Genomic DNA, 25899 nt, shown 5'->3' with positions numbered 1-25899 from the left:
CGCCCTGATCTTCGACGGCGAGCAACTGACCTATGCCCAGCTCAACGCCCGGGCCAACCGCCTGGCCCGCACGCTGCTGGCCGAAGGGGTCGGCCCGGAGGTGCTGGTGGGCATCGCGGTCGACCGGGGGCTGGAGCTGATCGTCGCCATCCTCGCCGTGCTCAAGGCCGGCGGCGCCTATGTGCCGCTGGATCCGCAATACCCGCGCGACCGCCTGCTGTGCATGATCGAAGACAGCGGCAGCCGCCTGCTGCTGACCCAAAGCCATCTGCTCGGGCGTCTGCCGGTGCCCGAGAACGTCCGGAGCCTGTGCCTGGACCAGGCCGAAGCCTGGCTGCACGACGAGGACGGCAACCCGCAACGCACCGTCTGGGCCGACAACCTGGCCTATGTGATGTTCACCTCCGGCTCCACCGGGCGCCCGAAAGGCGTCGGCATCAGCCATGGCGCCCTGAGCAAGCACGCCTTCGCTTCGCAGCACTACTACGGCCTGAGCGCCGCCGATTGCGCGCTGCAGTTCGCCACGTTCAACTTCGATGCGTTCGGCGAGCAACTGTTCGGCCCGCTGACCTGCGGCGCCCGCGTGCTGCTGCGCGGCAACGAGGTGTGGGACAGCGAAACCCTGTACCGCCAGATCGTCGGGCAGGGCATCACGGTGATGGACCTGACCACCGCCTACTGGAACATGATCGCCAAGGAGTTCGCCGCCGCAGGCCCGCGCGACTACGCCGCGCTGCGCCAGGTGCACAGCGGCGGCGAGGCGATGCCGCCGGAAGGCGTGCAGGCCTGGCGCGAGGCGGGCCTGGGGCACGTGAGGCTGCTCAACACCTACGGCCCGACCGAGGCCACCGTCACCGCCACCACCCTCGATTGCAGCGACTACGTCAGCGGGCAGCAGGCGCTTCCGCTGACGATGCCCATCGGCCACCCGCTGCCGGGCCGCCATGCCTACCTGCTGGACGCCGAGGGCCAGCCGACCCCGGTCGGCGTGGTCGGCGAACTGATGCTCGGCGGCGAACTGCTGGCGCGGGGTTACTTCCAGCGCGCCGACCTGACCGCCGAGCGCTTCATCCCCGATCCGTTCTCCGCCGACGGCGCGCGCCTGTACCGCACCGGCGACCTGGCGCGCTACAACGCCCTCGGCCAGATCGAGTACGTCGGCCGGGTCGACCATCAAGTGAAGATCCGCGGCTTCCGGATCGAACTGGGCGAGGTGGAGGCGCGCCTGCTGGCGCTGGACGCGGTCAGCGAGACCGTGGTGCTCGCGGTGCAGGGCGGCAGCAGCCTGCAACTGGTCGCCTACGTGGTGCCGGCGGACGCCGCCGTGGTCGACGCCTCGGCCGACGGCCAGGGCGCAACCCGCGAGGCGATCAAGGCGCAGCTCAAGGACAGCCTGCCGGACTACATGGTGCCGACCCAGATGGTGTTCCTCGCCGCGCTGCCCCTGAGCCCCAACGGCAAGCTCGACCGCAAGGCCTTGCCGGCGCCGGACGCCAGCCAGATGCAGCAGGCGTTCGTCGCGCCGCGCAGCGAGCTGGAACAGAAGATCGCGGCGATCTGGCAGGACGTGCTCAAGCTCGACCAGGTCGGCCTGACCGACAACTTCTTCGAGCTGGGCGGCGACTCGATCATTTCCATTCAGGTGGTCAGCCGCTCGCGTCAGGCCGGGATTCACTTCAGTCCGCGCGACCTGTTCCAGCACCAGACCGTGCAGGCGCTGGCGGCGGTGGCGCAGCAGGGCAGCGGCGGGGTGAGCATCGATCAGGGGCCGGTGACCGGCGAGCTGCCGCTGCTGCCGATCCAGCAGACCTTTTTCGAAGACGACATTCCCCAGCGTCACCACTGGAACCAGGCGGTGCTGCTGCGCAGCCATCAGGCCCTGAATGCCGACGCGCTGCTGCAAGCGCTCAACGGGCTGGCGGCGCACCACGACGGCCTGCGTTCGCGCTTCGTCGAGGGCACCGACGGTTGGCGCGCCGACGTGGCGCCGGTGGCGGCCGACCCTGAGCTGCTGTGGACGGCGGACGGCTTGGCCGATGCCGACCTGCAAGCGCTGTACGGCAAGGCCCAGCAGAGCCTGAGCCTGCAACATGGCCCGCTGCTGCGTGCGGTGCTGGCCACCGTCGCCGACGGCAGCCAGCGCCTGTTGCTGGCGGTGCATCACCTGGCGGTGGACGGCGTGTCGTGGCGGATCCTGCTGGAGGACCTGCAACAGGCCTATCAGCAAGCGGCGCAAGGCACGGGCATCCAGCTGCCGGCCAAGACCAGCCCGTACAAGGCCTGGGGCGAGCATCTGCAGGCCTACGCCGCAACCGACGCGGTGCAGGCCGAACTGGGCTTCTGGCAACGTCAGCTCGACGGCGCCGAGCTGGCGCTGCCGTGCGACAACCCGCAGGGCAGCCGCCAGAGCCGTCACGCCAAGGTTGTCCACAGCCGCCTCGACAAGCGCCTCACCCAACAGCTGCTGCAACAGGCCCCGGCGGCCTACCGCACCCAGGTCAACGACCTGCTGCTGACCGCCCTGGCGCGGGTGATCTGCCGCTGGACCGGCCACGCCGACACCCTGATCCAACTGGAAGGCCACGGCCGCGAAGACCTGTTCGACGACATCGACCTGACCCGCACCGTGGGCTGGTTCACCAGCCTGTTCCCGGTGCGCCTGACCCCAGCGCAATCCGTCGCGGCGGCGATCAAGCAGGTCAAGGAACAGCTGCGCGCGATCCCCAACAAAGGCATCGGCTTCGGCGTGCTGCGCCACCTGGGCGAGGCTTCTGTGCAGGCCAGCCTGAAAGCGCTGCCGATGCCGCGCATCACCTTCAACTACCTCGGCCAGTTCGACGGCAGTTTCGATGCCGAAGAGGGCGCGCTGTTCAGCCCGGCCGGCGAGGGCGCCGGCGGCGAGCAGAGCCCGGACGCGCCGCTGGACAACTGGCTGGGCGTCGAAGGCCAGGTCTACGACGGCGAGCTCGACCTGCGCTGGACCTTCAGCCGCGAGCAGTTCAACGAGGCGACCATCGCCCGTCTGGCCGCCGAATACGAAACCGAGCTCCAGGCCCTGATCCGCCACTGCTGCCTGCCGGAATCGATGGGCGTGACGCCGTCGGACTTCCCGCTGGCGCACATCGGCCAGGCGCAGTTGGACGCGATCCCGGTGCCGGCCGCCGCCATCGAAGACCTCTATCCGCTGTCGCCGATGCAGCAGGGCATGTTGTTCCACACCCTGTACGAGCAAGGCACCGGCACCTACATCAACCAGCTGTGCGTGGACGTCGACGGCCTCGACCCCGAGCGCTTCCGCGCCGCGTGGCAGGCGACGATGGATGCCCACGACATCCTGCGCAGCGGCTTCATCTGGCAGGGCGAACTGCAGGAGCAACTGCAGATCATCCACCGCCGCCTCGAACTGCCGTACACGCTGCTCGACTGGCGCGAACGCGACGACGTCGCCCAGGCGCTCAAGGACTTCACCGCCGCCGACCTGGCCCAAGGCTTCGACCTGACCCGGGCCGGGCTGCTGCGCGTGACCCTGATCCGCGTCGCTTTACACCGCCATCACCTGATCTTCACCAACCACCACATCCTGATGGACGGCTGGAGCAGCGCGCAGATGCTCGGCGAGGTGCTGCAACGTTACGCAGGGCTTGAGCCGGCGCGTCCGGTGAGCCGCTACGCCGATTACATCCAGTGGCTGCAACGTCAGGACGCCGCCGTCAGCGAAGCGTTCTGGCTGGCGCAACTGGCGGACTTCCAGGAGCCGACCGTGCTGGCGCAGGCTGCGGCGGCCGGCGGCGAGGTGCGCACCGAAAGCGGTCATGCCCTCACGCATCACGACCTCGACGCGGCGCGCACCCGGCGCCTGAACGCGTTCGCCCGTGAACAGAAAGTCACTGTCAACACGCTGGTGCAGGCCGCCTGGCTGCTGCTGTTGCAGCGCTACACCGGCAGCGCCTGCGTGGCGTTCGGCACCACCGTGGCCGGGCGTCCGGCGGAGATTGCCGGCATCGAGCAACAGGTGGGCCTGTTCATCAACACCTTGCCGGTGATCGCCGCCAGCCGTCCGGACCAGACCGTGGCCGCGTGGTTGGCCGCCGTGCAGGCGCAGAACCTGGCGCTGCGCGAGTTCGAGCACACGCCGCTGGCGAACATCCAGCGCTGGGCCGGGCAGGGCGGCGAGTCGCTGTTCGACACCTTGCTGGTGTTCGAGAACTTCCCGATCTCCGAAGCTTTGCAGCACGGCACCGCCGAAGGCGTGGTGTTCGGTCCTGTGGCCAACCAGGATCAGACCCACTACCCGCTGACCTTGGGCGTCACCCTGGGCGACACCCTGGCGCTGCACATGAGCGTCGACCGGGCGCACTTCAGCGCCGCCACCGTCGAGCGCCTCAGCGCGCAACTGCTGCACCTGCTGGAGCGGTTCGCCGAATCCGGCGAGCGCCGCCTCGGCGAGATCGCCCTGGCCACTGCCGAGGAACACGCCCGGCAACTGGCCGAGAACCGGCCGCAGGCCTACCCGACGGACATCGCCGTGCATCAGCGCTACGCCCGACTGGCGGCGCAGCAGCCTGAACGCACCGCCGTGATCTTCGACGGCCAGCACTACAGCTATGGCGAACTGGATGCCCGGGCCAACCGCCTGGCCCATGAGCTGGTGGCCCGTGGCGTGGGCGCCGAAGTGCGGGTCGGCGTGGCCATGCCGCGCAGCGAAGGCCTGATCGTCGCGCTGCTGGCGGTGCTCAAGGCCGGCGGCGCCTATGTGCCGCTGGACACCAGCTACCCGCGCGAGCGCCTGGCATACCTGATGCAGGACGCCGGGCTGGCGCTGCTGCTGACCGATTCGCGGGTGTCGGCGCAACTGCCGGTCGGCGAGGCGCTGAGCGTGCTGGAACTGGACCGCCTCGACCTCAGCGACCGTCCGGCCCAGGCGCCGGACGTGGCGCTGGATCCTGACAACCTCGCCTACGTGATCTACACCTCCGGCTCCACCGGCAACCCCAAAGGCGTGAGCGTCACCCACGGCCCGCTGGCGATGCATTGCCTGGCCATCGGCGAGCGCTACGAGATGCGCGACACCGACTGCGAATTCCACTTCATGTCGTTCGCCTTCGACGGCGCCCACGAACGCTGGCTGACCAGCCTGACCCACGGCGGCTCCCTGCTGATCCGCGACGACAGCCTGTGGACGCCGGAGCAGACCTACAACGCGATGCTCGAACACGGCGTGACCGTGGTCGCGTTCCCGCCGGTGTACCTGCAACAGCTGGCCGAACACGCCGAGCGCGTGGGCAACCCGCCGAAGGTGCGCATCTACTGCTTCGGCGGCGACGCGGTGCCGAACGCCAGCTTCGAACAGGTCAAGCGTGCGCTGAAGCCGGAGTACATCATCAACGGCTACGGCCCGACCGAGACCGTGGTCACCCCGCTGATCTGGAAGGCCGGCCGCGATGAACCGTGCGGCGCCGCCTATGCGCCGATCGGCAGCCGCATCGGCGACCGAAGCGCCTATGTGCTCGACGCCGACCTGAACCTGTTGCCCCAAGGCATGGCCGGCGAGCTGTACCTGGGCGGCAGCGGCGTGGCCCGCGGCTACCTGAACCGGGCGGCGATGACCGCCGAGCGTTTCGTCGCCGACCCGTTCGGCCAGGCTGGCGGCGTGCTGTACCGCACCGGCGACCTGGTGCGCCAGCGCGCCGACGGCACCTTCGACTACCTGCAACGCATCGACAACCAGGTGAAGATCCGCGGCTTCCGCATCGAGCTGGGGGAAATCGAGGCGCGCCTGCAAGCCCTGGAGGGCGTGCGCGAAGCGGTGGTGGTGGCCCAGGAAAGCGGCGGCAGCAAGCGCCTGGTGGCCTACGTGGTCGGCGACGCGCAGCGGGCGGACTTCGCCGAGGGCCTGCGCGAGCAACTGAAGGCGACGATGCCGGCGCACATGGTGCCGGCCTACGTGCTGACCCTCGAACGCATGCCGCTGACGCCCAACGGCAAGCTCGACCGCAAGAACCTGCCCAAGCCCGACGTCAGCCAACTGCAGCAGGCTTACGTGGCGCCGCAGACGGCGCTGGAGCAGCAACTGGCGACGATCTGGCAGGACGTGCTCAAGCTTGAGCGGGTCGGCCTCGGCGACAACTTCTTCGAACTGGGCGGCGACTCGATCATCTCGATCCAGGTGGTCAGCCGCGCCCGCCAGGCCGGGCTGCGCTTCACGCCCAAAGACCTGTTCCAGCACCAGACCGTCCAGGCGCTGGCGACCGTGGTGCAGACCGGCGAGCCGTTGCTGGCGATCGACCAGCGGCCGGCCAGCGGTGCGACCGCGCTGCTGCCGATCCATCAGTGGTTCTTCGCCCAACCGATCCCGGACCGGCACCACTGGAACCAGTCGGTGATGCTCAAGGCCCGCCAGCCGCTGGACGGGCAGGTGCTGGAGCAAGCGTTGCAGGCCTTGGTGGCGCACCACGACAGCCTGCGCCTGGCATTCACCGAGCAGGCCGACGCCTGGTCGGCGCAGTACCGCAGCGCGCAGGCGCCGGCGGGCGAAGCCATCCTCATCCCGGCCGAGGTCGCTGACCTTGCGGCGCTGGAGGCCTTGGGCAACCAGGCCCAGCGCAGCCTGAAGCTGAACGGCGGCTCGCTGATCCGCGCCGTGCTGGCGGATCTGGCCGACGGCAGCCAGCGCCTGTTGCTGATCGTCCATCACCTAGTGGTCGACGGTGTGTCGTGGCGGATCCTGTTCGAAGACCTGCAAAGCGCTTACCGGCAGATCCTGGCCGGCGCCGCCGTGCAGTTGCCGGCCAGGACCAGCTCGGTCAAGGCCTGGGCCGAAGCGTTGCAGGGCTATGCCGCCAGCGAGCCGTTGCAGGCTGAGCTGGGCTTCTGGCAGCAGCAGTTGCAAGGCGCGTCGGTGGCGCTGCCGTGCGACAACCCTGAGGGCGGCCAGCAGCACTGCCAGGCGCAGGCGATCCGCACGCCGCTGGGCAAAGAGCTGACCCGCCAACTGTTGCAGGAGGCCCCGGCGGCCTACCGCACCCAGGTCAACGACCTGCTGCTGACCGCGCTGGCGCGGGTGATGGTGCGCTGGACCGGCGATGACAGCGTGCTGGTGCAACTGGAAGGGCATGGCCGTGAAGACCTGTTCGACACGGTCGATCTGACCCGCACCGTCGGCTGGTTCACCAGCCTGTTCCCGGCGCGCCTGACGCCGGCCGCAGACCTGGGGGCCTCGCTCAAGCAGATCAAGGAACAGCTGCGGGCGATCCCGAACAAGGGCATCGGCTTCGGCGCCCTCGCGCACCTGGGCGACGACCACGCGCGCCAGACCCTGCAAGCCTTGCCGACGCCGCGCCTGACCTTCAACTACCTGGGCCAGTTCGACGGCGGTTTCGAGGCCGAAGGCGATGCGCTGTTCGCGCCGACCGCCGAATCCGGCGGCGAAGAGGTGAACATGCAGGGCCCGCTGGGCAGCCCGTTGGCCCTGGACGGCAAAGTGTTCGGCGGCGAACTGGACCTGAGCTGGACGTTCAGCCGCGAGATGTTCGAGCCGGCGACCATCCAGCGCCTGGCCGACGACTACCTGCAAGAACTGACCGCGCTGATCGCCCATTGCTGCGACAGCGCCAACCGTGGGGTGACGCCGTCGGACTTCCCGCTGGCCACGCTGACCCAGGCCCAGCTCGACGTGCTGGCGCCGCAGCCGCAGGCCATCGACGACATCTACCCGCTGTCGCCGATGCAGCAGGGCATGCTGTTCCATACCCTGCTCGAACACGGCAACGGCGACTACATCAACCAGATGCGCCTGGACGTCGACGGCGTCGATCCCGAGCGTTTCCGTGCCGCGTGGCAGGCAGCGATGGATGCCCACGACATCCTGCGCACCGGGTTCGTCTGGCAGGGCGACCTGGAACAGCCGGTGCAAGTGGTGCAACGCCAGGTGGCGGTGCCGTTCCGCGTGCTCGACTGGAGCGGCCGGGACGACCTCGACACGGCCCTGCAATCGCTCGCCGACGAAGAGCGTGCCCAAGGCCTCGACCTGACCCGCGCACCGCTGCTGCGTCTGGTGCTGGTGCGCACCGGAGCCGGGCGCCATCACCTGATCTACACCAACCATCACATCCTGATGGACGGCTGGAGCAGCGCGCAGTTGCTCGGCGAAGTGCTGCAGCATTACAGCGGCGACGCGGTGCCGCGTCCGGCGGGCCGTTACCGCGACTACATCGCCTGGCTGCAGCGCCAGGACGCCGCAGCGGCCGAAGTCTGGTGGCGGGCGGCGCTGGACAACCTGCAAGAACCGACCCGCCTGGCCGATGCCATGGCGCGTCCGGCGGCGGGGTTGCCGGCCACCGGTTACGGCGATCACTACCAGGTGCTGGACGCCGGGCTGACCCAGCGTCTGGGCGAGTTCGCCCGCGCCTCGAAAGTCACCGTCAACACCGTGGTGCAGGCGGCGTGGCTGCTGCTGTTGCAGCGCTACACCGGCAAGGACTGCGTGGCGTTCGGCGCCACGGTCGCCGGGCGTCCGGCGGATCTGCCGGGGGCCGAGCAGCAGATCGGCCTGTTCATCAACAGCCTGCCGGTGATCGCCGCGCCGCGTGCGCAGCAGAGCCTGGCCGATTGGCTGGCCGCCGTGCAGGCGCAGAACCTGGCGCTGCGCGAGTTCGAGCACACGCCGCTGGCGCAGATCCAGCGCTGGGCCGGGCAGGGCGGCGAGGCCCTGTTCGACAGCCTGATGGTGTTCGAGAACTACCCGATCGCCGAGGCGCTGGAGCAGGGCGCCCCCCAGGGCCTGCGGTTCGGCCCGGTGGTCAACCATGAGCAGACCAACTACCCGTTGACCCTGCTGGTGCACCTGGGCAGCGAGCTGTCGGTGCACTTCAGCTACCAGAACGACCGCTTCGCCAGTGCCGGCGTGGCGCAGTTGGGTGCGCACCTGCAGCGTCTGCTCAGCCAGATGACCGATGCGGGCGAGCGCTCGTTGAGCGAACTGACGCTGTGCGATGTCGAGCCTGCGGACAACCGCTTCGTCACCGACCGGTGCATCCACCAGGCCGTCGGCCGTCAGGTGGCCGCCACCCCGGACGCGCTGGCCGTGACCTTCGCCGAACGGCAACTGAGCTACGCCGAGCTGGACGCCCGAGCCAACCGCCTGGCGCACAAGCTGATCGAACTGGGCGTCGGCCCGGAAGTGCGGGTGGGCGTGGCGATGCCGCGTTCCGAGCACTTGCTGGTGGCGTTGCTGGCGGTGCTCAAGGCCGGCGGCGCCTACGTGCCGCTGGATCCGGACTACCCGGCCGACCGCGTGGCCTACATGCTCGAAGACAGCCGCGCGCGGGTGCTGCTGACCGAGCGGGACATCGCCGCCACCCTGACCGTGGGCGCCGGCACCGACGTGGTGCTGATGGACGAGGTCGCGCTGGACGGCTATGCCCGGGAGACGCCTCGTACGCAGGTGACGCCGGACAACCTGGCCTACGTGATCTACACCTCCGGATCCACCGGCAAGCCGAAAGGGGTGGCGATCGCCCACCGCAACGTCATGGCGCTGATCGACTGGTCGGCGCAGGTGTACCGCCGCGAGGACATCCAGGGCGTGCTGGCGTCCACGTCGGTGTGCTTCGACCTGTCGGTGTGGGAGCTGTTCGTGACCCTGGCCAACGGCGGGTCGCTGATCATCGCCCGCAATGCCCTGGAGCTGCCGCACTTGCCGGCGCGGGACCAGGTGCGCCTGATCAACACCGTGCCGTCGGCCATCGCCGCGCTGCAGCGTGCCGGGCAGATCCCGCCGGGCGTGCGGATCGTCAACCTGGCCGGCGAGCCGCTGAAGCAGGCGCTGGTGGAGGCGCTGTACCAAACGCCGGGCATCGAGCACGTCTACGACCTCTACGGGCCGTCGGAAGACACCACCTACTCAACCTGGACCCGCCGCCGCGCCGGTGGCCAGGCGCGCATCGGCCGGGCGCTCGACCATTCCGCCAGCCATCTGCTGGACGCCGATCTGCAAGCGGTGCCCCAGGGCGTGTCGGCGGAACTGTACCTGTCCGGTGCCGGCGTCACCCGGGGCTACCTGGGCCGTGCGGCGATGACCGCCGAGAAGTTCGTGCCCAATCCGTTCGCCGGCGACGGCGAGCGCCTGTACCGCACCGGCGACCTGATCCGCCTGCGCGAGGACGGCGAGCTTGAGTACATGGGCCGGATCGACCACCAAGTGAAAATCCGCGGCTACCGCATCGAGCTGGGCGAAATCGAGGCGCGCCTGCTGGCCCAGCCGGGCGTGCGCGAAGCGGCGGTGCTGGCGGTGGACGGCGAGGGCGGCGCGCAACTGGCGGCGTACGTGGCCGCCGCGCAACTGGATCTGTCCGACGGCGAGGCGCAACGCCGACTGCGCGAGGGACTAAAGACTGGCCTCAAGTCTTCGTTACCTGACTACATGATTCCCGCGCACCTGTTGTTCCTCGAACAGCTGCCCCTGACCCCCAACGGCAAGCTCGACCGCAAGGCGCTGCCGGCGGTGGACGCCAGCCAAATGCAGGCCGCGTACGTCGCGCCGCAGTCGGAGCTTGAGCAGCAGGTCGCGGCGATCTGGCAGCAGGTGCTGTCCGTCGGACGGATCGGTCTGAACGATCACTTCTTCGAACTGGGCGGGCACTCGCTGCTGGCGGTGAATGTCGTGTCGCGAATGGCCCTTGAACTGGGGCTGAGCCTGACTCCGCAACTGCTATTCCAGCACCCCGTCCTGGGCGACTTCGTCGCTCACCTCAATACAGGAGGCGGGGCTATCAATGAACAGAAACTGAGCAAGCTGGAAGCCCTGCTTGACGATATGGAGGAGGTCTGATGGACACGAGTGTTGCTTTGAGGATTGCCAAGCGCTTTATCACTCTGCCGCTGGACAAACGTAAGCTGTACCTGGAAAAGATGCTCGAAGAGGGCGTCTCGCCGGCCAACCTGCCGATTCCGGAAACCCGTACAGGCTTCGAGGCGATCCCGCTGTCGTATGCCCAGGAACGCCAGTTGTTCCTGTGGCAGATGGACCCGCACAGCACCGCGTACCACATCCCCAGCGCCCTGCGCCTGAAGGGCGCGCTGGACGTCGCGGCGCTGGAGCGCAGCTTCAATGCCCTGGTGGCGCGCCACGAGAGCTTGCGCACCACCTTCGTCGAGCACGATGAAAAGACCTGCCAGGTGATCCACCCGCACATGCCGTTGAGCGTGTCGGTGCAGCCGTTGGCGCCGGGGCTGGACGCGGCGGCGGTGGACGCCGCCGTCAAGGCGTTCGTCGAAGGCGAGACCGCGCGCCCGTTCAACCTCCAGCAGGGCCCGCTGCTGCGGGTCGCGCTGCTCAAGGTGGCGGACGACGACCATGTCATGGCGTTGATTCAGCACCACATCATTTCCGATGGCTGGTCGATGCAGGTGCTGGTCGGCGAACTGATCAAGCTGTACGCCGCCGACACCGCCGGCCAACCGCTGACCCTGCCGCCGCTGGCGGTGCAGTACGCCGACTACGCGATCTGGCAACGGCACTGGTTGGAGGCCGGCGAACGTGAGCGGCAACTGGCGTACTGGGTCAAGACCCTGGGCGGCGAGCAGCCGGTGCTGGAACTGCCGATCGACCATCCGCGCCCGGCGGTGCAGAGCTTCCGTGGCGCGCGCCTGGACCTGAACCTGCCGACGGACCTGGCCGACGGGCTCAAGCACCTGGCGCAGCGCGAAGGCGCCAGCCTGTTCATGGTGCTGCTGGCCTCGTTCCAGGCCTTGCTGCACCGCTACAGCGGCCAGCCGCAGATCCGCGTCGGTGTGCCGACCGCCAACCGCAACCGGGTCGAGACCGAAGGCCTGATCGGCTTCTTCGTCAACACCCAGGTGCTCAGCGCCCAGGTGCACGGGCAACTGCCGTTCAACCGTCTGCTGGCCGAGGTCAAGCAAGCGGCGATGGAGGCCCAGGCCCATCAGGACCTGCCGTTCGAGCAACTGATCGAAGCCCTGCAACCGGAGCGCAGCCTCAGCCACAGCCCGGTGTTCCAGGTGATGTACAACCACCAGGCGGTCAACGACCGGGCCCAGCGCCAGAGCCAGGTGCAGCTGCCGCAACTGAGTGTCGAGGACATCGTCTGGGAGGGCCGCACCGCGCAGTTCGACCTGACCCTGGGCACCTACGAGTCCAGCGAGGGCGTGGCGGCGGAACTGACCTACGCCACCGACCTGTTCAAGCCTGAAACCATCGAGCGCCTGGCCCGTCACTGGCTCAACCTGTTGCGCGGCATCGTCGCCGCGCCAAACCAGCGTGTCGGCGAACTGCCGCTGCTGGACGACAGCGAACACAAAGTGCTGCTGCAGGACTGGAACCGCGTGGTCGACCACGCCGCGCCGGCGCCGTGCGTGCACCAGCGCATCGCCTTGCAGGCCCGGCAGACGCCTGACGCCGTCGCCCTGATCGTCGGCGACGCGCAGCTGACCTACGCCGAACTGGACACCCGCGCCAACCGCCTCGCGCACAAGCTGATCGAGCTGGGCGTCGGCCCGGACCGGCTGGTGGGCATCGCCGTCGAGCGCAGCGTGGAAATGATCGTCGGCCTGCTGGCGATCCTCAAGGCCGGCGGCGCTTACGTGCCGCTGGACCCGGCCTACCCGGAAGATCGCCTGGCCTACATGATCGAGGACAGCGGCCTTGAGCTGCTGCTGACCCAATCCCACCTGCAGACGCTGCTGCCGATCCCGGCCGGCCTGGCCACCGTGCTGCTGGATGGGCCGCAGGACTGGCTGGCGGATTACCCGACATCGGCCCCTGCCGTGGCGCCGGACGCCGAACACCTGGCCTACACGATCTACACCTCCGGCTCCACCGGCAAACCGAAGGGCGTGATGGTGCGCCACGGCGCCCTGAGCAACTTCGTCGTCAGCATGGTCGGGCAACCGGGGATCGCCGCTGCCGACCGCATGCTGTCGCTGACCACGTTCTCGTTCGACATCTTCGGCCTTGAGATCTACGGCCCGCTGCTGGCCGGCGCCGCCGTGGTGCTGACCGGCAAGGACGTGCACCAGGACCCGCAGGCGGTGCTGGAGCTGATCGCCCGCCACGGCGTGAGCATGCTGCAAGCCACTCCGTCCACCTGGCGCATGCTGCTGGACAACGAACACGCCGCCCTCCTCGACGGCCGCACCTTCCTCTGCGGCGGCGAGGCGCTGCCTCAGGAGCTGGCGCAGCGCATGCTGGCGCGCTCGGCGAAGGTCTGGAACCTGTACGGCCCGACCGAAACCACCATCTGGTCGGCGCTGCATCCGCTGAGCCCGGACAGCAGCCGTCCGTTCCTCGGCAAGCCCATCGACAACACCGCGCTGTACATCCTGGGCAGCGACCTGGAACTGAACCCCCTCGGCGCGCCGGGCGAACTGCTGATCGGCGGCGACGGCCTGGCCCGCGGCTACTTCCAGCGTCCGGCCCTGACCGCCGAACGCTTCGTGCCGGATCCGTTCTCCGGCACCGGCGAACGCCTGTACCGCACCGGCGACCTGACCCGCTACCGCGCCGAAGGCGTGATCGAGTACATCGGGCGGATCGACCATCAGGTGAAGATCCGCGGCTTCCGCATCGAACTGGGGGAAATCGAAGCGCGCCTGCTGGCCCTCGACAGCGTGCGCGAAACCGTGGTCGTCGCTCAGGACGGCCCGACCGGCCCGCAACTGGTGGGCTACGTGGTGCCGGCCGACGGCGCAAGCCTGGACGCCGACGGCGAGGCCGCGTTGCGCGCCGCGCTCAAGGCCAGCCTCAAAGCCGAACTGCCGGAGTACATGGTGCCGGCGCATCTGCTGTTCCTCGCGCAACTGCCGCTGACGCCCAACGGCAAGGTGGACCGCAAGGCACTGCCGGCGCCTGACGCCAGCCAACGGCAATCGGCCTACATCGCGCCGCAGACCGCCACCCAGCACACCGTGGCCGGCATCTGGCAAGCGGTGCTGAAGCTTGAGCAAGTGGGCCTTGGCGACAACTTCTTCGAGCTGGGCGGGCACTCGCTGCTGGTGACCCAGGTGGTGTCGCGGGTGCGTCAGGCGCTGAACGTGCAGGTGCCGCTGCGCACCCTGTTCGAGCACAGCACCCTGGCGGACTTCGTCGCCGCGCTCGGGGTCGATCAGGCCCGTCAGGAGCCGCCGATCGTGGCGTTGCCGCGCCTGCAACCGCTGGCGCTGTCCTACGCCCAGGAGCGTCAGTGGTTCCTCTGGCAACTGGAGCCGACCAGCACCGCCTACCACGTGCCGGCGGCGCTGCGCCTGCGCGGCGAGCTGGATCTGGCGGCGTTGCGGCGCAGCTTCGATGCACTGATCGCCCGCCACGAATCCCTGCGCACCTGCTTTGTGGAGGAGCAGGGCCAGACCCTGCAAGTGATCCAGGCGCAGAGGGCGCTGGAGCTGCCGGTCGAGGTGATCGACGGCGGCCTGGACGACGCCGCGCTGCAAGCGTTGGTCGCCGCCGAGACCCTGCACCTGTTCGATCTGCAGAAGGGCCCGCTGCTGCGGGTCAAGCTGCTGCGCCTGGCCGCCGATGACCATGCGCTGATCATCACCTTGCACCACATCGTCTCCGACGGCTGGTCGATGGGCATCATGGTCGATGAGCTGGTGGCGCTGTACGCCGCCTACAGCCAGGGCCAAAACGTCGAACTGCCGGCGTTGCCGGTGCAGTACGCCGACTACGCCGTGTGGCAACGCCAGTGGATGGACGCCGGCGAACGCGAGCGCCAACTGGACTACTGGACCGCGCAACTGGGCGACGGCGAACAGCCGCTGCTGGAGTTGCCGACCGACCGTCCGCGTCCGCCGGAGCAAAGCCACCGCGGCGCGCGTCAGGACATCCCGCTCAGCGCGGAACTGGCCGCCGGCCTCAAGCAGGTGGCGCAACGGGAGAACGTCACCCTGTTCGCGCTGCTGCTGGCCTCGTTCCAGACCTTGCTGCACCGCTACAGCGGCCAGGCCGACATCCGCGTCGGCGTGCCGGTGGCCAACCGCAACCGGGTCGAGACCGAAGGCCTGATCGGCTTCTTCGTCAACACCCAGGTGCTGAAGGCCGAGTTCGACAGCCAGCAGACCTTCCGCAGCCTGCTGCAGCAGGTGAAGAACACCGTGCTCGGCGCCCAGGCCCACCAGGACCTGCCGTTCGAGCAACTGGTGGACGCCCTGCAACCGGAGCGCAGCCTCAGCCACAGCCCGCTGTTCCAGGTGCTGCACAACCACCAGAGCCAGGCCCGCCGCGCCTCGGGTGCCACGCGCCTGGCGAAGGTCGAGATCGAAGGCCTGGGCTGGGCGTCGCACACCGCCCAGTTCGACCTGACCCTGGACACGTTCGAATCGGTGGACAACGTCTGGGCCGAACTGACCTACGCCACCGACCTGTTCGATGCCGCCACCATGGCGCGCTTCGCGCAGCACTGGACGACGCTGCTGCACGGCATCGTCGCCGACTGCGGCCAGCGCATCGCCGACCTGCCGGTGCAGGACGCCGCTGAGCGTCAGGCCACGCTGGCGCAATGGAACCCGGCGCTGACCGCGTTCCCGGGCGAGCGCTGCCTGCACCGCCTGATCGAAGACCAGGCCGAGCGGGCCCCGCACGCGGTGGCCGTGACCTGCGACGGACAGGCCCTGACCTACGGCGAGCTCAACGCCCGCGCCAACCCGCTGGCGCACAAGCTGATCGCCAGCGGCGTGGGGCCAGACGTGCGCGTCGGCCTGGCGGTGGAGCGCAGCCTCGACATGCTCGTCGGCCTGCTGGCGATCCTCAAGGCCGGCGGCGCCTACGTGCCGCTCGACCCGACCTATCCGCAGGACCGTCTGGCCTACATGATCGGCGACAGCGGCATCGGCCTGCTGCTGACCCAGAGCCATCTGCTCGGCCGCTTGCCGGTGCCGGAATCGGTGCGCAGCCTGATGCTCGACCAAGAGCGCGACGGCCTGGAAGGCTACAGCGACGCCAACCCGAACGTGGACATGAGCCCGGACAACCTGGCCTACGTGATCTACACCTCCGGCTCCACCGGCCAGCCGAAGGGCACCTTGCTCGCGCACCGCAACGTGCTGCGTCTGTTCGAGGCCACCGACGCCTGGTTCGGCTTCGGTGCCCAGGACGCCTGGAGCCTGTTCCATTCCTACGCCTTCGACTTCTCCGTGTGGGAGATCTTCGGCGCGCTGCTGTACGGCGGCAAACTGGTGGTGGTGCCTTACGAGGTCAGCCGTTCGCCGGAAGACTTCTACGCCTTGCTGTGCCGCGAAGGCATCACCGTGCTCAACCAGACCCCGTCGGCGTTCAAGCAACTGATGCAAGTGGCGTGCGCCCCGGAACACGCGGCGCTGCAACCGGCGCTGCGCTACGTGGTGTTCGGCGGCGAGGCGCTGGAGGTCAAGAGCCTGCGGCCGTGGTTCGACCGTTTCGGCGACCGCGCCCCGCAACTGATCAACATGTACGGCATCACCGAAACCACGGTGCACGTGACCTACCGGCCGATCTCGCTGGCGGATCTTTCGCGTGAGGCCAGCAGCCCGATCGGCGAGCCGATCCCGGATCTGTCGTGGTACTTGCTCGACGGCGACCTCAACCCGGTGGTCAAGGGCTGCATCGGCGAGCTGTACGTGGGCCGAGCTGGCCTGGCCCGGGGCTACCTGAACCGGCCTGACCTGACCACGCTGCGCTTCATTCCCGACCCGTTCGCCGCCGACGGCGGTCGCCTGTACCGCACCGGCGACCTGGCGCGCTACCGCGCCGACGGCGTGATCGAATACATCGGGCGGATCGACCATCAGGTGAAGATCCGCGGCTTCCGCATCGAGCTGGGCGAGATCGAAGCACAACTGCTGGAGCAGGCGGCGATCACCCAGGCCGTGGTGCTGGCGCAGCCAGGCCCGAGCGGCCAGCAACTGGTGGCGTACCTGGTGCCGGCCGATGCCGCGCTGCTGGACGCCGACGCGACGGAGCAAGCCCGCTGGCGTGACGACGTGCGCGCCGCGCTCAAGGAAAACCTGCCGGACCACATGATCCCGGCGCACCTGTTGCTGCTGGCGCAGCTGCCGCTGACCGCCAACGGCAAGCTCAACCGCAGCAGCCTGCCGTCGCCGGACGCGAGCCAGGCGCAGCAAGCCTACCAGGCCCCGCAAAGCGAGCTGGAGCGGCGTCTGGCCGACATCTGGCAGGACGTGCTCAAGCTTGAGCAAGTGGGCCTGAACGACAACTTTTTCGAACTGGGCGGCGATTCGATCATCTCGATCCAGGTGGTCAGCCGCGCCCGTCAGGCCGGCATCCGCCTCAACCCCAAAGACCTGTTCCAGCACCAGACCGTGCAGCGTCTGGCCCTGGTGGCGCAGATCGGCGAGGACGTGTCCGGCATCGACCAGCAAGCGGTCACCGGTGCAGCGTCGCTGCTGCCGATCCAGCAGCAGTTCTTCGAGGATGACATCCCCGAGCGTCACCACTGGAACCAGTCGGTGCTGCTCAAGCCGCGTCAGCCGCTTCAGGCCGACAAGATCGAGCAGGCGCTGCAGGCCCTGGCGGTGCATCACGATGCCCTGCGCCTGAGCTTCCGCCGGGAGGGCGAGGCCTGGCAGGCCGAGCACCTGGCGGTGGAGGCTCTGCCGCAAGCCTTGCTCTGGCAGGAAGACATCGCCGACATCGCGGCGCTCGAAGCCCTGGGCAACCGTGCCCAGCGCAGTCTTGACCTGCAAGACGGCCCGTTGCTGCGCGCGGTGCTGGCCACCCTGGCCGACGGCAGCCAGCGTCTGTTGCTGGTGATCCATCACCTGGCGGTGGACGGCGTGTCGTGGCGGATTCTGTTGGAAGACCTGCAGAACGCCTACCGGCAAGCGGTCGACGGCCAGGCGCCGGAACTGCCGGCCAAGACCACGGCGTTCAAGGACTGGAGCGCGCACTTGCAGCGCTACGCCAATGGCCCGGTGCTGCAGCAGGAACTGGCCTACTGGCAGGCCTGCCTCTGCGGCGCCGCCACCGACCTGCCGTGCAAGCGTCTCGACGCCGGCCAGCAGAACCGTCTGGCGCAGACCGTGCAGACCCGCCTCAGCGCCGAGCTGACCCGGCAACTGCTGCAAGAAGCCCCGGCGGCCTACCGCACCCAGGTCAACGACCTGCTGCTGACGGCGCTGGCGCGGGTGATCGGACGCTGGAGCGGCCAGCCGTCGACACTGATCCAGCTGGAAGGCCACGGCCGTGAAGAACTGTTCGACGGCGTCGACCTGACCCGCACCGTGGGCTGGTTCACCAGCCTGTTCCCGGTGCGCCTGACCCCGGCCGAAGGGGCGGGCGAGTCGATCAAGCGCATCAAGGAGCAACTGCGCGGGATCCCGAACAAGGGCATCGGCTTCGGCGCCCTGCGCCACTTGGGCGATGCCCAGGCCCAGGCCAGCCTGCGGGCGCTGCCGAGCCCGCGCATCACCTTCAACTACCTGGGCCAGTTCGACGGCAGCTTCGAGGCCGACGACGGCGCGCTGTTCGCGCCGGCTCCGGACAACGCCGGCCTGGAGCAGAGCCCCGATGCGCCGATGGGCAACTGGCTGACCCTCAACGGTCAGGTGTACGGCGGCGAACTGAGCGTCGGCTGGACCTTCAGCGGCGAGCGCTTCGACAGCGCCACCATCGAACAGCTGGCTCAGGACTACGCCGACGAACTCGCCGCGCTGATCGCCCATTGCGTGACGCCGGGCGCCGAAGGCCTGACGCCGTCGGACTTCCCGCTGGCCGGGCTGACCCAGGCGCAGCTCGACAGCCTGCCGTGGCCGGCCCAGCAGATCGCCGACATCTACCCGCTGTCGGCGATGCAGCAAGGCATGCTGTTCCACAGCCTCTACGAGCAAGCGTCCGGCGACTACATCAACCAGGTGCGCCTGGACGTCGAAGGCCTCGACCCGCAACGCTTTTGCCAAGCCTGGCAGGCGGCGGTGGACAGCCACGACATTCTGCGTACCGGGTTTGTCTGGCAAGGTGACCTGGCGAGGCCGGTGCAGGTGGTGCACAAGCAACTGCCGATGCCGTTCCGCGTGCTCGACTGGCGCGGTCGCGTCGACGCCGAAGCCGCGCTCGACGCGTTGGCGGCCGACGAGCAGGCCGAGGGCTTCGACCTCGGCCAAGGGCCGCTGCTGCGCATGGCGGTGGTGCGTCTGGATGACCGGCGCTGCCACCTGATCTACACCAACCATCACATCCTGATGGACGGCTGGAGCAACTCGCAGCTGCTCGGCGAAGTGCTTCAGCGCTACGCCGGCGAAACGCTGCCGGCGCCGACCGGCCGCTACCGCGATTACATCGAATGGCTGCAGCGTCAGGACGCCACGGTCAGCGAACGGTTCTGGACGGCGCAACTGGCCCACCTGCAAGAGCCGACGCGCCTGGCCCAGGCGATCGCCGCTCCCCATGGCGACGCGCCGCGCGACGGTCACGGCGAACGCTACGTGTTCATCGACGCCGCGCAGACCCGCCGCCTGGGCGAGTTCGCCCGGCAGCAGAAGGTCACCCTCAACACCTTGATCCAGGCGGCGTGGCTGTTGCTGCTGCAACGCCTGACCGGGCAGGAGAGCGTGGCGTTCGGCGCCACCGTGGCCGGCCGTCCGACCGAGCTCAAGGGCGTCGAGCAGCAGATCGGCCTGTTCATCAACACCTTGCCGGTGATCGCCAGCCCGCGTTCCGAGCACAGCGTCGGCCAGTGGCTGCAGAGCGTGCAGGCGCAGAACATCGCCCTGCGCGAGCACGAGTACACGCCGCTGTTCGACATTCAGCGTTGGGCCGGGCAGAGCGGCGAGGCGCTGTTCGACAACATTCTGGTGTTCGAGAACTACCCGGTGTCCCAGGCGCTGGAGGAGGGCGCACCGCAGGAGCTGCACTTCGGCGGCGTCGACAACCACGAGCAGACCAACTACCCGCTGACGCTGGCGGTGAACGTCAGCGATGAGCTGTCGCTGCACTACAGCTACCGACGCGGCGCGTTCACCGATTCGGTGATCGAACGCCTGAGCGCGCAACTGAACAACCTGCTGTCGCAGATGGTGCAGTCGGGGGACATCCGTCTCGGCGCCCTGGACCTGCTGGACGCCGCCGACCGCCGCTTGATGGTCGAGCAGTGGAACGCCACCGGCATCGACTATCCGCTGGAGCAGGGTGTGCACAGCCTGATCGAGGCCCAGGCCCTGCGCACCCCGGACGCCCCGGCGCTGGTGTTCGCCGGCCAGACCCTGAGCTACGCCCAGCTCAACGCCCGGGCCAACCAGTTGGCCCACGGGCTGATCGCCCGGGGCGTCGGCCCGGACGGGCTGGTGGGCATCGCGGTCGAGCGCAGCCTGGAAATGGTCGTCGGCCTGCTGGCGATCCTCAAGGCCGGTGGCGCCTACGTGCCGCTGGATCCGGAATACCCGCGCGACCGCCTCAGCCACATGATCGGCGACAGCGGCATCGGCCTGTTGCTGACCCAGCCGCATTTGCTGGCCAGCCTGCCGATCCCCGAGGGCGTGCAGACCGTGTGCCTGGAGCCGACGGGCGCGGACTTCGCCGACCTGTCGACCCACAACCCGCAGGTGCCGTACGACGCCGCCAACCTGGCCTATGTGATCTACACCTCCGGTTCCACCGGGATGCCGAAAGGCGCGGGCAACTCGCACCGGGCCCTGACCAACCGCCTGATGTGGATGCAGCAGGCTTATGGCCTGGACGCCGCCGACACCGTGCTGCAAAAGACCCCTTTCAGCTTCGACGTGTCAGTGTGGGAGTTCTTCTGGCCGCTGATGACCGGTGCGCGGCTGGTCGTCGCCGCACCGGGCGACCACCGTGATCCGGCGAAGCTGATCGCGCTGATCAACGCCGAGCGCGTCACCACGCTGCACTTCGTGCCGTCGATGCTCCAGGCCTTCCTGCAGGACGCCGGGGTGTCGAGCTGCACCGGCCTGACCCGCATCGTGTGCAGCGGTGAAGCGCTGCCGGTGGATGCGCAGGTGCAGGTGTTCGCCAAGCTGCCGCAGGCCGGCCTGTACAACCTGTACGGCCCGACCGAGGCGGCCATCGACGTGACCCACTGGACGTGCCGCGACGAGGGCCGCGACGGTGTGCCGATCGGCCAGCCGATCGCCAACCTGTCGACCTTCATCCTCGACAGCGGGCTCAATCCGCTGCCGGCGGGCGTGGCCGGCGAGCTGTACCTGGGCGGCGTGGGCTTGGCCCGCGGCTACCACCGCCGGCCGGGGCTGAGCGCCGAGCGTTTCGTCGCCAGCCCGTTCGGTGCCGGCGAGCGCCTGTACCGCACCGGTGACCTGGCGCGCTACCGCGCCGACGGCGTGATCGAGTACGTCGGCCGGATCGACCATCAGGTCAAGCTGCGCGGCCTGCGCATCGAGCTGGGCGAAATCGAGGCGCGGCTGGTGGAGCACGCCGCCGTGCGCGAAGCCGTGGTGGTCGCCCGTGACGTGCTGGGCAGCCAGCAACTGGTGGCCTACCTGGTGCCGAGCGATCCGGCGACCGTGGACGCCGCCGAGGCCGTGCGCAATGCGCTGCACGACAGCCTGTCGGACTGGCTGGGCGCGAGCCTGCCGGACTACATGGTGCCGGCGCACCGGGTCTGGCTGGCGCAGATGCCGCTGAGCCCCAACGGCAAGCTGGACCGCAAACGCCTGCCGGCCCTGGAATTCTCGGCGGCGCAGCACCACGTCGAGCCGTCCGGTGCGGTGGAGCAGGCGCTGGTGGACATCTGGAAAGAGGTGCTGGGCCTTGAGCGGGTCAGCACCACCGACAGTTTCTTCGCCTTGGGCGGCGATTCGATCGTCTCGATCCAGGTGGTCAGCCGCGCCCGTCAGCAGGGCATCGAACTGAGCCCGAAAGACCTGTTCCAGCAGCCGACCATTCAGCAACTGGCCCTGCGTGCCCAGGCCGCCGAAGGCACACCTGCGCCGCAGACCGCGCTGGTGGACATGCCGCTGCATGGCCTGAGCGAGGCTCAGGTCGCCGCGCTGCCGTTGCCGCAAGGCCGGCTCGACGGCCTGTACCGGTTGTCGCCGATGCAGCAGGGCATGCTGTTCCTGGGCCTGAACTCGCCGGAAGCCGACCTGTACATCAACCAGGTGAGCATTCCGGTGCAGGGTCTTGAGCCCGCGCGGTTCAAGGCGGCGTGGGAGGCGGTGAGCCGCCGCCACGACATCCTGCGCACCGGTTTCCTCTGGCAGGACATGGCCGAACCGCTGCAGTTCGTGCTGGCCGATCCGCAATTGCCGGTGAGCCTGCTCGATTGGCGCGACCAGGACCATTCTGAAGCGGCCTTGCAGGCGCTGGCCGCCGACGAGCGGGCCAAGGGCTTCGACCTCGACCGTCCGCCGCTGCAACGCCTGACGCTGGTGCGGGTGGGCGAGGACAGCCATCAGCTGATCTGGACCTATCACCACATCCTGATCGACGGCTGGAGCAGTTCGCAGCTGATCGGCGAGGTGCTGAGCCAGTACTCCGGCCAGCCGCTGGCTGCGGCCGTGCCTTACCGTCGCTACATCAACTGGCTGCAACAGCAGGACGCCAACGCCAGCGAAGGCTTCTGGCGCGGGCACCTGAGCCTGCTCGACGAACCGACGTACCTGGCCGACACCGTGGCGCGCACCGGCGAGGGGCGCGGTCACGAGGCGCTGTACAGCCGACTGGGCGGAGCGCGCACCGAACGGCTCAAGGTATTCGCCCAGGCCCAGCAGGTCACCCTCAACACCCTGGTGCAGGGCGCGTGGCTGATGCTGCTCAGCCGCTACAGCGGCCAGCGCACCGTGACGTTCGGCGCCACCGTGGCCGGACGGCCGGCGAGCCTGCCGGCGTCGGAGTCGATCCTGGGCCTGTTCATCAACACCTTGCCGGTGATCAAGGACGTGCCGGCCGAACAGGCGGTGGGCCCGTGGCTGCGCGATCTGCAGGACTTCAACCTGGAAATGCGCGAGCGCGAGTACACGCCGCTGTCCGACGTCCAGCGTTGGGCCGGGCGCACCGGGCAGTCGCTGTTCGACAGCATCATCGTGTTCGAGAACCATCCGATCGACCAGGCGCTGCGCGAGTGGCGCGACGATTCGCTGACGTTCGGCGAGAGCGATAGCGCCGGCCTGACCAACTTCCCGATGGACCTGATGGTCACGCTCGAAGACGGTCTGGTGATCGAATACATGTTCCTGCGCGAGCACTTCGACCGGGCGACCGTGGAAGGCATCCGCAGCGACATGGAAGGGCTGCTGGAAGCGTTGGCGCAAGACGCCGCGCAACCGCTGGGCCGCATCGGTCTGCCGACCGCCCAGGTTGTGGCGCCGGCCGAAGCCGCGCCACAACCGCCGGCACCGGCGGTGCATGAGCGCATCGCGCAGTGGGCGATCCAGCGCAGCGAGCAGACCGCCGTGGTGTTCAATGACCAGGCCTTCAGCTACGGCCAGATCGAGGCCCGGGCCAACCGCCTGGCCCATGCGCTGATCGCCGAAGGCGTCGGCCCGGAAGTGCGGGTCGGCGTGGCGCTGCCGCGCAGCGAAAACATGATCGTCGCCCTGCTGGCGGTGCTCAAGGCCGGCGGCGCCTATGTGCCGCTGGACGCGACGTACCCGCGTGAGCGCCTGAGTTACCTGATGCGCGATTCGGGCATCGCGTTGATGCTCAGCGATTCGGGCCTGCGGCAGGTGATGCCGGTGCAGGACGGCCTGCGGGTGCTGGAACTGGACCGCCTGGCGCTGGGCGACCGACCGGACCGCGCGCCAGAGGTCGCGGTGCAGCCGGGCAACCTGGCCTACGTGATCTATACCTCCGGCTCCACCGGCCTGCCCAAGGGCGTCGGTGTCGCCCACGGGCCGCTGGCGATGCATTGCCGGGCCATCGGCGAGCGCTACGAAATGAGCGAAGCGGACTGCGAGCTGCACTTTATGTCGTTCGCCTTCGACGGCGCCCATGAACGCTGGCTGACCACGCTGACCCACGGTGCGCGCCTGCTGATCCGGGACGACAGCCTGTGGACCGCCGAGCAGACCTACAGCGCGATGCACCGGCACGGCGTGACCGTGGCGGCGTTCCCGCCGGTCTACCTGCAGCAGTTGGCCGAACACGCCGAGCAGGACGGCAACCCGCCGCCGGTGCGCATCTACTGCTTCGGCGGCGACGCGGTGCCGGTGGCGAGCTTCGAACTGGCCAAGCGTGCGCTCAAGCCGCAGTACATCATCAACGGCTACGGCCCGACCGAAACCGTGGTCACGCCGCTGATCTGGAAGGCCGGCGCGCAGGATGTGTGCGGGGCGGCGTACGCGCCGATCGGCAGCGTGGTCGGTGAGCGCAGCGGGTATGTGCTCGACAGCGACCTCAACCGCTTGCCGGTCGGGGTGGCGGGCGAACTGTACCTGGGCGGCGCGTTGGCCCGGGGTTACCTGGGACGCGCCGGCGGCACCGCCGAGCGCTTCGTGGCCAACCCGTTCAGCGCCGACGGCAGCCGCCTGTACCGCACTGGCGACCTGGTGCGCCAGCGTGCGGACGGCACCGTCGACTACCTGGGCCGGATCGACCATCAGGTGAAGATCCGCGGGTTCCGCATCGAGCTGGGTGAGGTCGAGGCGCGGCTCAAGCAACTGCCGGGCGTGCGCGACGCCGCCGTGGTGGCCCGCGAGGGTGCCGGCGGCAAGCAATTGCTCGGCTATGTGCTGGCCGCCGCCGATGCACCGGCGGACGGTTTGTGCGAACGCCTGCGCGAGCAGCTCAAGGCCAGCCTGCCGGACTACATGGTGCCTGCGCACCTGATGTTGCTTGAGCGCATGCCGCTCACCCCGAACGGCAAGCTCGACCGCAAGGCATTGCCGGATCCTGGCGCCGAACAGCGTCAGGACTACGTGGCGCCGCGCACCGAACTGGAGAAGGCCTTGGCGGGCATCTGGCAGGACGTGCTGAAGATCGAACGCGTCGGCCTGACCGACAACTTCTTCGAACTGGGCGGCGATTCGATCCTGAGCCTGCAAGTGGTGGCGCGCAGCCGCGTGCTGAAGGCCCAGGGCCTGAGCCTGAAGCTGCGCGACCTGATGCAGAAGCCGAGCATCGCGGAACTGGTGGCCAGCGTTCAGGGCAGCGCCGAAAAGGCCTCCGGGCTGCTGGCGATGAACGCCGACGTCAAGGGCCGGGCGCCGCTGTTCTGCATTCACGCAGGCTTCGGCACGGTGTTCGACTACGAGCCGTTGGCCCGTCGTCTGGGCGGTCGGCGCCAGGTGCTGGCGATCCAGTCGCGGATGCTGCTGGACCCGGCCTTCAGCGATGTGTCGCTGGAGCGCATGGCCAGCGACTACGTGGCGCAGATCCGCGCGAAGCAGCCGCAGGGGCCGTATCACCTGTTGGGCTGGTCGCTGGGCGGGACGCTGGCGATGCTGATGGCCGCGCAGTTGGAGCAGGCCGGCCAGCAGGTCGAGTTCGTCGGCCTGGTGGACAGCTTCGTGCCGTCGGCGGCCGTGAACGCCGGGGCGGTGGACGACTGGCAGGCCGACCTGCGCGACTTCCTGCGGGTGACCCTGCCGCAGGCGGCTGCGGGCGCGGCCATCGACGGCGAAGAGTCGGCGCAGGCGGTGCGGGCGGTGTTCGAGGCCGCCCTGGGGGCCGAGCGTGGGGCATCGACCTACGTGGCCCTGGGCGCCGATGAACTGGCCCATGTGTTCAGCGTCGCGCGCCGGCTCAAGCGCTTGTCGCTGGAGCTGGAGCGCTGCCCGCCGCTGGCCGTCTCGCCGGTGTGCTGGTGGACGCTGGGCCGGGAAGAGGAGGCCATGGAACTGGCGGCGCAACTGGAGCAGCCGGGCATGGGCGGGGAATGGCTCGATTGCGGGCACTTCGAGATCCCGCGCCATGAAACTTTCCTGTCGGAGGCTGAAGAAATGCTCGGTGAGATCGTTGAACCTGTAGTCATGTCCTGA

General features: G+C 69.0%; 2 protein-coding genes (1 of these 2 running past the window's edge). Both read left to right on the top strand.

The window, feature by feature from the left end; genetic code table 11:
• Positions 1-10828, top strand: the 3' portion of a protein-coding gene (locus tag CAG33_RS09770; protein ID WP_085638155.1) for a non-ribosomal peptide synthetase. The gene continues 1583 nt to the left of window position 1, outside the view; only the last 10828 of its 12411 coding nucleotides appear in the window; its start codon lies beyond the left edge, outside the window; the stop codon is at positions 10826-10828.
• Positions 10828-25899: a non-ribosomal peptide synthetase gene (locus tag CAG33_RS28900; protein ID WP_085638152.1), complete on the top strand. Its 15072-nt coding sequence runs from the start codon at positions 10828-10830 to the stop codon at positions 25897-25899. Before CAG33_RS09770 ends, CAG33_RS28900 begins: the two co-directional genes overlap by 1 nt.

This window comes from Pseudomonas sp. B3(2017), assembly GCF_002113595.1.
Classification (GTDB): Bacteria; Pseudomonadota; Gammaproteobacteria; order Pseudomonadales; family Pseudomonadaceae; genus Aquipseudomonas; species Aquipseudomonas ekonensis.
This window is presented reverse-complemented; position numbering and strand designations above follow the sequence as displayed.